The organism is Smaragdicoccus niigatensis DSM 44881 = NBRC 103563, assembly GCF_000380645.1.
In the GTDB taxonomy this organism is placed as follows: domain Bacteria; phylum Actinomycetota; class Actinomycetes; order Mycobacteriales; family Mycobacteriaceae; genus Smaragdicoccus; species Smaragdicoccus niigatensis.
In genome coordinates, this window is sequence record NZ_AQXZ01000017.1 from 552695 (window position 1) to 565820 (window position 13126).

Genomic DNA, 13126 nt, shown 5'->3' on the forward strand with positions numbered 1-13126 from the left:
GTTTCCATCCCGTGCTGCGTTATCACGGAGACCAGGCCGTCGAGCCGGGCATGTTGGACTTCGCGGTCAACGTGCGGCTGGCCGAACCTCCGCGTTGGCTCCAGGATCGACTGACCGCTCGGCTCACGGACCTCGCGAGCTATCCGACGAAAGTGGACGAAGAACGGGCACGCAACGCGGTCGCAGCGCGCCACCATCGACGCCCGGATGACGTGCTGCTGTTGTCTGGGGCGGCTGAAGGCTTTGCCCTGCTGGCCAACCTCGGATCGAAGCACGCGGCGGTGGTTCAGCCGTCCTTCACCGAGCCCGAGCACGTACTTCGCGAAGCCGGTGTCCGCGTCAGTCCCGTCGTGTGCGACGAAGGGTTCGGCCTGGAGCTGACGAGCATCCCCACGGACGCCGACCTGTTCGTCGTCGGCAACCCCACCAACCCGACGTCCGTGCTGCATCCGCGCGAGACCATCCTTACGGCTCGGGCACCGGGACGGGTCGTCGTTGTTGACGAGGCATTCGCTGACGCGGAGGCCGACGAACCCGAGTCGTTGGCACGCCACGCCTGCGACGACGTCATCGTGCTGCGGAGCCTCACCAAGACGTGGGCCCTGGCTGGACTACGGTGCGGCTACCTCCTGGCCTCACCCGAGCTCGTCAAGCGCCTCGAATCGCGCCGCCCGCACTGGCCACTCGGAACTCTGCAACTCGAGGCGATCTATCAGTGCTCGCAGCCCGGAGCGGTGGCCGAGGCTGCCGCGAAGGCGGCGGACATGCGTGCAGACCGCGACCATTTCATCAACCAACTCACCGAACTCGGGCTGCGCGTCACTGAGCCGGCCCGAGCCCCGTTCCTCCTGGTGTCCGTGCCGCGCGCGGAGGAAGTGCGAGACCGGCTCGCACGCGATCATCGAATCGCCGTCCGCCGGTGCGATACCTTCCCATCGCTGGGACCGGATTATCTGCGTCTGGCGGTTCGGACCAGACCAGACATCGACCGCTTGATCTCTGTGTTGAGGGAGCTGCTGTGACCGTCCAACTGGCGGATCTGATCGGGACGCTCGATAAGGCGTATCCGCCCGAGCTCGCAGAGAGCTGGGATTCGGTGGGTCTTGTCGCGGGCGACCCGGCCGATGACGTGCAGAAAGTGTTGTTCGCCGTCGACGCGACCGCAGAAGTGGTCGACGAGGCTCTGGCCTGGGGTGCGCAGGCGCTCGTCGTACATCACCCGCTGCTGTTGCGTGGTGTCGATACGGTCGGCGCGCACACGCCGAAGGGTGCGCTGCTCCACAAACTCATCCGCGGCGGTTGTGCACTGTTCAGTGCCCACACAAACGCCGATCGGGCCAAGCCCGGCGTCAACGACGCGCTGGCCGAGGCTCTTGGCCTCACCATCACCGGCCCCATCGAGCCTGCGCCATCTCGCCCGCTCGACAAGTGGGTCGTGATGGTGCCCCTCAAGATGGGTCAAGAAGTCCAGAAGGCAATGTTCGACGCGGGCGCCGGCGCGATCGGCGATTATCGCGAATGCAGTTGGCGCGTCGAGGGCGTTGGCCAATTCCGGCCCGTCGACGGTGCGAACCCGCACATCGGGGCCGTGGGCCGCGTCGAGACGGTGCGTGAGGGCCGCATCGAGCTCGTCGCCGACCGGAGCCTGCGTACCGCGGTCACCAAGGCCATGCTCGAGGCTCACCCGTACGAGGAACCGGCCTTCGACATCGTCGAACTTGCCAGCGTTCCCGGCGAGATCGGCATTGGACGGGTAGGCGAGCTGCCCGAACCCGAGACGTTGGCCGCGTTCGTGGAACGAGTCGAGCGCGCGCTGCCCAAGACGGTCTGGGGGATCCGCGCGGCAGGTGACCCGAACCGCCTGATCAAGACGGTCGCGGTGTGCGGCGGCTCGGGCGATTCGTTCCTGAGCACGGTCAAACGTTTGGGGGTCGACGTCTATGTGACCTCCGACCTGCGTCATCATCCGGCCGACGAACATCTCCGTGGCGGAGGCCCGGCATTGGTGGATGTCGCCCATTGGGCGAGCGAGTCGCCGTGGTGCGGCCAAGCGGCCGACATCGTCGCGCGGGAACTCGGAGTCGAGGTCCGCGTCAGTACCGTGCGCACGGACCCGTGGACGGTCGGTACGGTTAGCTCTTAACTGCTGGCACAAAGAACTGGAGAGCGAACCCGCGTGAAGGTCGACCCATTCGTTCAAGCCCGCCTGCTGACCGTGGCCGCTGCCGACGCCGAGCTGGTGCGGATCGCGCACAAGCGCAAGACGCTTCCGGAAGAGGCGCAAGTCGCTCGACTGGCCGAGAGCCGTCAGTCCAGCAAGGACGCGGCCGTCGCCGTGGAAATCACGATCGATGACCTCGACCGCGATATCAAGAAACTCGAGGCCGATGTCGACGGCGTGCGCAAGCGCATCACGCGCGATGACGAGCTGCTCGCGTCAGGCGCTCTTCCGGCAAAGCAGCAGACCGACGTCGAGCACGAGCTCCAGACGCTGCATCGGCGTCAGGAGAATCTCGAAGAGGACCTGCTCGAGGTCATGGAGCGGCGTGAGACGGCGGTCGCAGAGCTCAGCGCGAAGACAGATGAGCTGGCGAAACTCGAAATCGATTTCGCGGCCGCGCGGGGAGCGTTCGAAGACGCCGTCACCGAACTCGAGAAGGCGTCGTTGGCGAAGTCCGCGGAACGCGAGTCCTTGATCGGCAACATTCCCGACGAACTCGCCACCGCGTACGAGCGGCAGCGTGCGACCTACGGGTTGGGCGCGGCGTTGCTGCGCGCCCGTCAGTGCGGAGCCTGCCGCATCGAGATCGATCGCGGCGACCTGGCGGCCATCACCAACGCGGCTTCAGACGAGGTCGTGACGTGCCCGGAATGCGGCACCATCCTCATCCGCACGGACGAGTCGGGTATCTGACGCAGTGAAGGTGATCGTCGAGGCCGATGGCGGCTCGCGCGGGAATCCCGGCCCGGCCGGCTACGGCGCTGTCGTTTTCACCGGAGATCACGCGCACATCCTGGCCGAACGTGCCGAGTCGATCGGCACGGCGACCAACAACGTCGCCGAATACGAGGGACTCATCGCCGGACTGACCGCCGCGATCGAGCTCGGCGCCGACGAGGTCGACGTGCGGATGGACTCCAAACTCGTTGTCGAGCAGATGAGCGGGCGTTGGCAGGTCAAGCATGCCGACATGCAATCGCGGTTCCGCCGCGCGCAGGACCTCGCTCAAGGCTTCTCCCGCATCACGTTCACGTGGATTCCACGGGCCGAGAACTCTCATGCTGATTCGCTCGCGAACCAGGCGATGGATGGCGCCGCCGCTATGGAGCCTGCGAAGGCCGGGGCAGGGGAGTACCGCTCACCCGGTTGGACGTCGTCGACCGGCAAACCCACGCGACTGTTGCTCCTTCGCCACGGACAGACCGCGCTGTCCATCGAACAGCGTTACTCGGGCCGCGGGAACCCGCCGCTCACGGAGACGGGTCTCGCGCAGGCGCAGGCGGCAGCGGAGTCGATCGCCAAACGTGCGGACATCGGCGCGATCGTGTGCTCGCCGCTCGGTCGCACGATGCAGACGGCTGCCGAAGTGGGCAAGGCGATCGGGATCGAGCCGGTGGTCATGCCCGACCTCATCGAGACCGATTTCGGCGCGTGGGAGGGTTTGACGTTCGCCGAAGCCGCTGCGCAATATCCGGCCGTGCATCGGCGCTGGCTTGCCGACGAGACGGTGGCGCCGCCGAACGGCGAAAGCTTTGCCGCCGTTCGGGAGCGGATCATCACCGCGCGGAACGCCATCTGCGAGCGGTACACCGATCAGACGGTGGTTGTGGTGAGCCACGTGACGCCGATCAAGACGTTGCTCCAGCTGGCTTTGGGTGTCGGTCCGGCGCTGCTGTACCGCCTGCACCTGGATCTGGCGTCGTTGAGTATCGCCGAGTTCTATCCCGACGGCGGATCTGCCGTTCGGCTCGTCAACGACACGTCGTATCTGAAGTAATCAGAGTCCGGGGATCTCGATGTCGAGTCCGCGGTCGTGCTTGACGAGCGTGCTGATGACGGTGGCAACCGGATCGCCGTCCATCTTGGTGACCTCGGTACGTGCGCGGATCGTCGCGATCTTGCCCATTTCGCGGTAGACGTCGACGTGGAATTCCCCGCGTAGCCGATCGCCCGCGATGATCGGTTGGTGGAACTGGTATTCCTGCTCGGTGTGGACGAGCGAACGCAAGTCCAGTCCGACTCCCTCGGCGTCGAGGAATTCGAGCATGCAGTTCCAGGACCACATCGCCAGGAACGTCCAAGGAGCGACGAGGCCGTCGTAGCCGAGCTCGCGCGCGGCGGCCTCGCTGTAGTGGGCTGCGTTCATGTCCTGGACGGCGTTGGCGTACTCGCGGACCTTCTCGCGTCCGACCTCGTAGTAGTCCGACAGCAGGAGCGAACGGCCCTTGAGGAACGGTCCAATCTCGCGCGTGCCGCCGCGCCTGTCACCCAGTGACAAAGCATGCACCTCCGTGTGGGACTGAACGTAATTACCGGAGAGCCTAGCGCGACGGTCGCGCAGTCCAGGAATGGCGCCGCGGCCGGGTACCATTTCACGAGCGAACGAGTCGGTGTGCGGTCGCGTCGGCGGGAACGGGCAGCTTGCTGTCGCTGCCCGCTGCCGAGGAAAGTCCGGACTCCACAGAGCAGGGTGGTTGCTAACGGCAACCCGGGGCGACCCGCGGGAAAGTGCCACAGAAAACAGACCGCCGCGGCTTGGATTCATTCAAACCGAGGTAAGGGTGAAAAGGTGCGGTAAGAGCGCACCAGCACCCCAGGTGACTGGGGTGGCTAGGTAAACCCCACCCGGAGCAAGGTCGAAGGCCGCACCTTACCGTGCGGCTGCGCAGGCGTTTGAGGGCTGCTCGCCCGAGCCTGCGGGTGGACTGCTCGAGGTACCCGGCGACGGTGTGCCCAGATGGATGACCGCTCCAACAAAATCCGGCTTACGGCCGGCTCGTTCGCCCCAACATCGGGTCACAGGCTACGCACGCGCCCGTCGCGAACTCGGGGACTACTTCGGGATATAGCGGTTGATGTCGTACGTGATCTCGTTGATCTCGTAATCGGAAATCCGTTTCGCCGGCGAGCCGCCGTAGAGGGAATGCGGTTCGAGCTGCTGATTGGGTTTGGTCACCGCGCCTGCGGCAATGAAGGTTCCCGCACCCACGACTGTGCCGTGGAGAATCGTCGAGCACAAGGCGATCATCGACTTGGCCTCCAGTCGTGTAGGAGACAGCACGATCAGTCCGCTGGTTGGCTCGTAGCCATGGCTCATGAACGTGCTCCGCACGCCGGTGATGTACGTGTCCTCACCCATCTCGATACCGCCCCCACAGTCGATGTAATGGCGACTGTAGATGTGCGAATTTCTCGCCATGATCAGCGATCGCGCATTGGGCAGCTCAGTGAGGTCCTTGTTGGCGCCGGAGTCCCCGCTGATCCAGTTGAATTGATGGATCAAGCCGCCGAGGCCGATTCTGACGAGTAGCAGCCCGCGGAAGACGTTGCCGTGTCCGATCTTGACGCCTTCGGCGAGTTCGAAGCGACGAACGCCCCGAACGAGGCAGATGCCGACATGAGCCAACGGATGAATGTCGTGACCGAGTCGGCAGAGCAGGCGGTTCTTCAGACGTCCCGGCGGCAGCAGAAAGATCAGGGTGGTCAACACGAGCCCTGATCCTAAGTGGTTTTTCAGCCGCCGGTGCGGCAACGACGCGTTGGAACTGGTCAGGTTCCAACGCGTCGTTAAAGGCTAGTGCCCGTGTCCGACCGGAATGCGCTTCGGTGCGAACAGCGTCACGACGCCGCCGACGAAGAGGAAGATCGACACGATCATCAGCGACGTCGAGAATCCGTGCATGAACGCGGTGCGGACGCCCTCGGCGAGGTTCGCCGCAGCCGGACCCATGTGCTGGGTGATGGTGATGCCGCTCGGCGCCGAGTCCCGGATGTGGGTCGCCACGTCCGGCTTCAGCATCGACAGATCGGGCAGGTTGCTGCGGTAGTTCGTCGCGAAGATCGAACCCATGAGCGCGATACCCACGGCCGAACCGACCTCACGCGTCGAGTCGTTGACCGCCGAGGCGGTGCCCTGTTGCTGCGGCGACAGCGAGCTCACGATGAGGTTCGTTCCGGTCGAACTGGTGATACCCAGGCCGACACCGGACACGAGCAGACCGACGAGGAACTGGTCGTAGCTCGAGGTGGCGGTCAACGTCGAGGCGTAGACCATGGAGCCGGCCATCAGGAACAGGCCCGTAGCGGTGGCTATGTTCACCGAGACGAAACGCAGCAGGGTCGGGGTGAGGGCTGCAACCGGAAGCATGACTCCGGCCACCGGCAGCAGTGCGACCGCCGCCTCGAGCGGGCTGAAGTCGCGGATCAGCAGGAGGTACTGCAGGCCCACGAAGAAGAAGCCCATGACTGCCATGAACTGCATGACGACGGTGACCGAGCCGGTGAGGAAGCCGCGGCGGGCGAAGAACCGGGGGTCCAGGACGGAGTGCTTCGTGCGCAAGCCAGTGAAGACGTAAGCGACGATCGATACGACGGCGAGAACGAACATCGCGATCACGATGTGGTCGGTCCAGCCGCGGCGCGCACCGTTGATGATGGCGTACACGAGCGAGCCGATCGACAGGCCGGTGAACAGCGATCCGAAGTAGTCGGCCTTCGGGGGGTTCTCGTCGCGAGTTTCCGGCGCGAAGATCAGGGCACCGAGGCCGGCCATGGCGGCGGCAACCGCGCTGATCGTGAAGATCATCCGCCAGTCGGAGTGTTCCAGCACAAAGCCAGACACCAGAAGTCCGAAGATCGCACCCGCTCCGGCGCAACCGGACCACACCGCGACACCCTTGGAACGAAGTTCGGCGGGGAAGACAGCAGTGATCGTGGCGAGCGTGCCCGGCATGATCATCGCGGCGCCGGTGCCCATGGCAACACGGAAGCCGATGAGTTGTTCGACGGTGTCGACGCGACCCGCAAAGAAGGACGCGATCGCGAACACTGCCGCGCCGGCGATGAGCAGGCGGCGTCGGCCGATGCGGTCACCGAGGGCGCCGAGGGGGAGGACCAGCGCCGCCAGGGTGACGGTGTAGCCATCGGCGACCCACGTCAGTTGGGTGTTCGACGCGTGCAAGCCGAGAGCCAGGTCCGGCAACGTCAGGTTGATCGCGGTCACCGAAGCGACGACGAGAACGAGTGCCAGACACATAGCGGTGAGAACGGCCATCGGCAGCTTCTCAACCGCCGAGTCGTCATTGACTGCGAGATGGCCCGGAGCCATCAAATGAGTAGTTGCCATGGCTACTATGGTTACAGGTTGGCAAACAAAGAGACAACCCGAGGTTACCGGCAAGTAGCTTTCCTTGGACATGCTGACCTGGACAAATGGCAGGTCATGTTGACCTGGTCACAAGAGATCAACTTCGGCCAGAATCGGACATTGGCTCAAACGGTAGCTGGCCGGTAGCTGGAACCGAAATCTACCGAATTTCCAATATCCCCAAGGGAATCCGCGGGTGGTGAGGGTCGCCGGCCGTCAGATTTCGGGAATTGGCCGCAAAAGCGGCAAGAGGTACTTGCGGGCGAAGGCGGTCGCCTTGGCGGGGTCATTCAGGGGGATTACGCCGTCAGGGATCATGCCGAGTGAATGGGCGAGCCGGGCATAGATCTCGGCGACCATGTTGGCGTCGAAATCGTCGCTGAGTTGTCCGTTGGCCTGCCACTTGCGGATGAGATCAGCAAGGTACATGCGGCCCAAACCGAGGATCGGCGATCCGTGGCCGGGGAGCGCCTTCAAGGCGTCGGCGATGTCGTCGGAGTCGCCAACGTCGTGCAGCAGCTTTCGCTGCTGAAACTCGCGCGTGAAGGCCACGAAGCCGGTCAGCAGTTGATCCTCAACCGTGGTGGCACCGACGATCGCCGCATCGACGCCGTCGACCAACTGGGTCGCTTCGCGAAAGAGAACCATGCGGACGAGCTGGGGCTTCTGGGGAAAGCGGCGATAGACCGTCGCAACGCCGACGCCGGCCCGGTCGGCCACGGCGTTCATGGTCGTCTTTCGGACGCCAGTCTCGGCGAAGCAGTCCCGAGCGGCGTCGAGGATCCGCGTTGTTGTTGGGTCGGTTTCAGGCCCGCGACCAGCGTCGTTTGTCATCTCGCGACAAGTCTACGAAATGCCACGGCGAAGTTTCCCTTGCTTTATCGGTAGTTGGTGATAGAAAATTGCTCATATCCTATCGCAAAGGAGCGATCTGATGTCTGCAGTAGCGCAAGTCCCCACCGCTGACGCCAGCGTTGATACCGTCCGCTTCGAGAAGTTCAAGTGGTACGCCGCGTCGGCGTTCACCGGTCTGTACTTCTTCGGCGTGTACGACCAGGCGGCACTGCCTCCGGTTGCGGCGGCCATCGATTGGACCAGCCGATTCCGCGACGACCCCTGGGGGAGGGCTCTACGCACGGGCGTGGCCGACCAGATCGTGCTGTACGGCGACGAGGCGGACCGGCGGGTGGAATTCGAGCGCCTTCGCCGTCTGCATCGTGATGTGAAGGGCATTGGCCGGAACGGCCAGAAGTTCCATGCCTATGAACCCGACGTCTGGAACTTCATCCTCGTCAGTGCATTCATGGCGCTGCGGAATGCCTACGAACCGATCACCGGCGAAAAGCTCACGCCACAAGACGGTCAGGACTTCTGGGACTACTGGCGACACGCTAGCGACGGGCTTCAGCTTTCTGGCAACGGTGCACTGCCGACGACCTACGACGGGGTGTGTGAGTTCTACGAGCGGATGGTCCAAGCCGAACTCGAGGCAACTCCGGAGATCAAGCAGGCAATGGATCTGCTCCTGCGCTCGCCTTACCCGAACTTCCTGCCCCGGGTCTTCGCTCCGCTGTGGCTGGTTGCCGGTCCGGTCGTCGGTCACACGTTCGCGGTGCTGTCGTTTGGAGCGGCCCACGAACGCGTGCGCGAACTGACGGGATTTCGCTGGAATCGGCGCCATGACGTGGAGTTCAAGGTGCTGACGCAGGGCGTTCGCCTCGCGTACCGCTATCTCCCCAAGCGATTCCACTACACGCCGCTGGCCTACAACCGTCTGCAGTACCAGCAGATGGCCGCCTCCTATTTGGACGCCGGGCTCACTTCGTTCAAGCCCGAGGAAAAGCCGGGGAAGTGCCCGTTCTAGAGAACGGATCGCGGTCGGAAGCGTTGTCTCGGCCGGTCTGAAGACTGGCCGGAATTATCTCTTTGGACAACGAAGGTTGTCACATATGCTGCGGGTAATTGGCGATACGACAAATAACTCGCAGAGGAAGAACGAACACATGTTGCGTACAAAATTCACCGAGGCGTTCGGAATCGAACATCCGATCGTCCAAGGCGGAATGATGTGGGTCGGCCGGGCCGAGCTCGTCGCCGCGGTGGCCAACGCCGGAGCCCTCGGCTTCATCACCGCGCTGACCCAGCCGACTCCCGACGACCTCCGGCTCGAGATCGAGCGGACCCGGGAGCTCACGGACAAGCCGTTCGGCGTCAACCTGACGATCCTGCCGTCGATCACGCCGCCGCCGTACGAGGAATACCGCCAGGCCATCATCGACAGCGGCGTGAAGATCGTCGAGATCGCGGGCGCGAACCCGGCGACCCACACCGCGCACCTCAAAGAGCACGGCATCAAGGTCATTCACAAGGCGACCAGCGTCAAGCATGCGGTGAAGGCACAGTCCGTCGGTGTGGACGCCGTGAGCATCGATGGCTTCGAATGTGCCGGACACCCGGGCGAGAACGACATTCCGGGGCTCGTCCTGATCCCGGCCGCGGTCCGTGAGCTCGACATTCCGGTGCTCGCGTCCGGCGGTATCGCCGATGCCCACGGTCTGGTTGCCGCTCTCGCTCTCGGTGCTGACGGCGTCAACATGGGCACCCGATTCCTGTGCACGCAGGAGTCGTCGATCCACCAGTCGGTCAAGGAGAAGATCGTCGCCAACAGCGAGCTCGACACCAAGCTGATCTTCCGCACGCTGCATAACACCGCGCGCGTGGCAGACAACGCCATCAGCCGTCAGGTCGTCGAGATCGAGAAGGCGGGCGGAACCTTCGCCGACATTCAGGACCTTGTCTCCGGAAAGCGCGGACGCAAAGTCTTCGAAGAGGGCGATGTCGACGCGGGCATTTGGACCGCCGGCATCTGCCAGGGCCTCATCACCGACATTCCGACCGTCGCGGCGCTGGTCGAGCGCATGGTCAGCGAGTCGGAAGACATCATCCGTGGCCGGCTGAGCTCGCTCGTCAGCGACCCGATCTCGGTTCGAAGCTAAGGGACAACGACATGACCGACCAGCCCCTGCGTTCCCGACGCAACCATTGGAACAACCAGGTCGCGATCCACGCGGACATGCGGCCTGACGCTGTTGCGTTCAAATTCAGCGGCGTCGACACCACGTGGAAGCAACTGCACGACCGCTCGCAAAAGCTCGCGGATGCGTTGGCGCGCAGGGGAGTCGGTTTCGGCGATCGCGTATTGATCGTCATGCTCAACTACACCGAGTACATCGAGTCGGTGCTGGCGATCAACCTGCTCGGTGCCATCGCAGTGCCGGTCAACTTCCGGCTCACGCCGCCAGAACTCGGGTACATCGTCAGCGACAGCGGCGCGAAGGTCGTCATCACGGACGGCATGCTCGTCAAGCTCATTGCCGCGGTCAGCCAGCAGGTTCCCGGCATCGAGTTGAGCATCGTCCTGGGTTCGGAACCAGTCGGTGATGCGGTGGCCTTCGAGTCGCTCATCGCCGAGGATGGCGAGCCGCATCCGGACGTCGACGTCCCGGAGGACACCCCTGCCCTGATCATGTACACGTCGGGCACCACGGGCAGCCCGAAGGGTGCGATCCTGTCGCACGGCAACATGCAGGCTCAGGCGTTCACGTGCATTCGAGCGTTGCAAACGAGTCGGGACAGCATCTACTTCTGCGCAGCCCCGCTGTTCCACATCGCGGGCCTGGGCAGCATCGCGCCGAACATCCTGCTTGGTGCCAAGACGGTCATCCAGCCACTTGGCTTGTTCAATGCAGCCGACACGCTTGATGCCTGGGAGCGCGAAGGCGCCACCTCGGTGTTCCTCGTGCCCGCGCAATGGCAGATCGTGTGCGCGGACCCGACTGTCCGCGACCGCAACCTCAAACTCGAAACCATCTCGTGGGGCGCGGCGCCGGCGTCGGATTCGGTGCTCAAAGCGATGGCCGACGTTTTTCCGAACGCGCAGAACGTCGCGGTGTTCGGCCAGACCGAGATGTCGCCGATCACGTGCGTTCTCGACGGCGACGACGCGATCCGCAAGCTCGGCTCGGTCGGTAAACCGATCCCGACGATCGCGACGCGAGTCGTCGACGAAGAGATGAACGACGTCGCTCCCGGCGAGATCGGCGAGATCGTGTATCGCGGTCCGACCATGATGCAGGGCTACTGGAACAAGGCGGCGGCGACCGCCGAGGCGTTCGAAGGTGGCTGGTTCCACTCGGGCGATCTCGTCCGCGTCGACGACGAAGGCTTCGTCTACGTGGTCGACCGCAAGAAGGACATGATCATCTCCGGTGGGGAGAACATCTACTGCGCCGAAGTCGAGAATGTGCTGTTCAGCCACCCGAAGATTCGCGAGGCAGCGGTCATCGGGCGGGAACACGACAAGTGGGGCGAGGTACCGGTCGCGATTGTCGCCGGTGACGACTCACTGACCCTCTCCGAACTCGAACCCTTCCTCAACGACCGGCTCGCGCGCTACAAGCACCCCAAGGACCTGGTGATCGTGCCGGAACTGCCGCGCAATGCGAGCGGCAAGGTCGTCAAACCGCAGCTACGCAAGGAATACGCCTGATGGATATCAGTCTTTCGCCAGAGGATCTGGCGTTCCAGACCGAGGTGCGCGAGTTCCTCGATGAACACCTCACGCCCGACATCCGACGGGCCGGCAAGCTCATGACGAGCGTCTATCCGGACCACGAGTCCAGCATGAAGTGGCAGGAGATCCTTCGGCAGAAGGGGTGGGCGGCTCCGACCTGGCCGGTCAAGTACGGCGGGTGCAAGTGGACGCTCATGCAGCACTACATCTTCAGCAAAGAATGCACGCTCGCCGGTGCGCCGTTGCTGTCACCGATGGGCATCGGATTCGTCGCGCATGCGATCTCGGCATTCGGGACCGAGGAGCAGAAGGGTTACTTCCTGCCCCGAATCCTCACCGGCGAGGTCTTCTTCTGCCAGGGCTATTCCGAGCCCGAGTCAGGCTCAGACCTGGCGTCACTGTCGATGGCGGCGGTCGAGGACGGCGACGACCTCATCTGCACGGGAAGCAAGATCTGGACAACGCACGCGACCGAGGCCAACTGGATCTTCTGCCTCGTGCGTACGTCGCGCACGAGCAAGAAGCAGCAGGGCATCACCTTCCTCCTGATGGACATGACCGCGCCCGGAATCGAGATTCGTCCGCTGGTCATGAGCTCCGGTGAAGAAGTGCAGAACCAGGTGTTCTTCGATCAGGTCCGGGTTCCGAAAGCCAACGTCATCGGTCAGATCGACGACGGCTGGACGGTCGCCAAGTACTTGCTCAACTTCGAGCGTGGCGGTGCTGCGATGGCACCGATGCTGCAGGTGTGGGTCAACGACATTGCCGAGCAAGCCGGTTCGTTGATGGACAGTCCGGGTTTCCGATCGCGACTTGCCGATGCTCGCATTCGCACCGATGTGCTGGAGATCGTCGAGTTCCGGACGGTGTCGGCGATCGCTCAGGGGAAGAACCCGGGTCCGGCCGCGTCGATGCTCAAAATTCTCGGCACCGAGCTCAGCCAGGCGATCACCGAGCTGGCACTGGAAGCGGCTGGTCCTCGCGGCCGGCTGTACCAACCGCACGCCACGATGCCTGGTGGCCACGTCCCGCACTTCACCGGACCGGCTGACGGTTACGTCAGCGGCGAACCCTGGCAGGCGGTAGCCCCGCTGCGTTACTTCAACGACCGCGCGGGCTCGATCTACGCCGGCAGCAACGAAATTCAGCGAAACATTCTCGCCAAAGCAGCATTGGGGCTCTGAAG

General features: G+C 63.9%; 12 protein-coding genes and 1 other RNA gene. 9 read left to right on the forward strand and 4 right to left on the reverse strand.

Annotated features, from left to right (window positions below; all coding sequences use genetic code 11):
* Positions 1-11: 11 nt before the first annotated feature.
* From cobC to F600_RS0115510, 4 genes are read left to right on the forward strand one after another with little or no spacing between them, the layout of a single operon-like run.
* Positions 12-1022 (forward strand): Rv2231c family histidinol phosphate aminotransferase CobC, encoded by a 1011-nt coding sequence (gene cobC / locus F600_RS0115495; RefSeq protein WP_026306577.1) that lies wholly within the window; start codon positions 12-14, stop codon positions 1020-1022.
* Positions 1019-2143 (forward strand): Nif3-like dinuclear metal center hexameric protein, encoded by a 1125-nt coding sequence (locus F600_RS0115500; RefSeq protein ID WP_018161539.1) that lies wholly within the window; start codon positions 1019-1021, stop codon positions 2141-2143. Before cobC ends, F600_RS0115500 begins: the two co-directional genes overlap by 4 nt.
* Before the next feature lie 33 nt (positions 2144-2176).
* Positions 2177-2914 (forward strand): zinc ribbon domain-containing protein, encoded by a 738-nt coding sequence (locus F600_RS0115505; protein WP_018161540.1) that lies wholly within the window; start codon positions 2177-2179, stop codon positions 2912-2914.
* A gap of 4 nt (positions 2915-2918) precedes the next feature.
* Positions 2919-3998: a bifunctional RNase H/acid phosphatase gene (locus F600_RS0115510; RefSeq protein WP_018161541.1), complete on the forward strand. Its 1080-nt coding sequence runs from the start codon at positions 2919-2921 to the stop codon at positions 3996-3998.
* Here F600_RS0115510 and hadA read toward each other — a convergent pair whose 3' ends face one another.
* Complete coding sequence (hadA, locus tag F600_RS0115515; RefSeq protein WP_162141427.1) at positions 3999-4499, reverse strand: (3R)-hydroxyacyl-ACP dehydratase subunit HadA; 501 nt, start codon at positions 4497-4499, stop codon at positions 3999-4001.
* A 104-nt stretch (positions 4500-4603) separates the two neighbouring features.
* Between hadA and rnpB the strand changes: the two genes are divergently transcribed.
* Positions 4604-5005: RNase P RNA component class A (gene rnpB, locus F600_RS30560), an RNA gene on the forward strand.
* A 49-nt stretch (positions 5006-5054) separates the two neighbouring features.
* Here the strand turns inward: rnpB and F600_RS0115520 are convergent.
* From F600_RS0115520 to F600_RS0115530, 3 genes are all read right to left on the reverse strand, one after another.
* Positions 5055-5711, reverse strand: a complete 657-nt coding sequence (locus F600_RS0115520; RefSeq protein WP_018161543.1) for an acyltransferase — start codon at positions 5709-5711, stop codon at positions 5055-5057.
* An 84-nt stretch (positions 5712-5795) separates the two neighbouring features.
* The gene (locus F600_RS0115525; RefSeq protein ID WP_162141428.1) at positions 5796-7346 is read right to left on the reverse strand and encodes an MFS transporter; all 1551 of its coding nucleotides are present in this window, start codon (positions 7344-7346) and stop codon (positions 5796-5798) included.
* Positions 7347-7583: 237 nt separating this feature from the next.
* Positions 7584-8201: a TetR/AcrR family transcriptional regulator gene (locus F600_RS0115530; protein ID WP_018161545.1), complete on the reverse strand. Its 618-nt coding sequence runs from the start codon at positions 8199-8201 to the stop codon at positions 7584-7586.
* Between the two features lie 100 nt (positions 8202-8301).
* Between F600_RS0115530 and F600_RS0115535 the strand changes: the two genes are divergently transcribed.
* The 4 genes from F600_RS0115535 to F600_RS0115550 all read left to right on the forward strand — a co-directional run bounded on the left by F600_RS0115535 (position 8302) and on the right by F600_RS0115550 (position 13124).
* Entirely contained in the window at positions 8302-9231 is a 930-nt protein-coding gene (locus F600_RS0115535) for an oxygenase MpaB family protein (protein WP_018161546.1), read from the forward strand.
* Positions 9232-9370: 139 nt separating this feature from the next.
* Positions 9371-10363 carry an NAD(P)H-dependent flavin oxidoreductase gene (locus tag F600_RS0115540; RefSeq protein WP_018161547.1) on the forward strand — a complete coding sequence of 331 codons (993 nt, stop codon included), beginning with the start codon at positions 9371-9373 and terminating at the stop codon, positions 10361-10363.
* A gap of 11 nt (positions 10364-10374) precedes the next feature.
* Positions 10375-11916 (forward strand): fatty-acid--CoA ligase FadD5, encoded by a 1542-nt coding sequence (gene fadD5, locus F600_RS0115545; protein ID WP_018161548.1) that lies wholly within the window; start codon positions 10375-10377, stop codon positions 11914-11916.
* Positions 11916-13124 (forward strand): acyl-CoA dehydrogenase family protein, encoded by a 1209-nt coding sequence (locus tag F600_RS0115550; RefSeq protein ID WP_018161549.1) that lies wholly within the window; start codon positions 11916-11918, stop codon positions 13122-13124. Before fadD5 ends, F600_RS0115550 begins: the two co-directional genes overlap by 1 nt.
* The last annotated feature ends 2 nt before the right edge of the window (positions 13125-13126 follow it).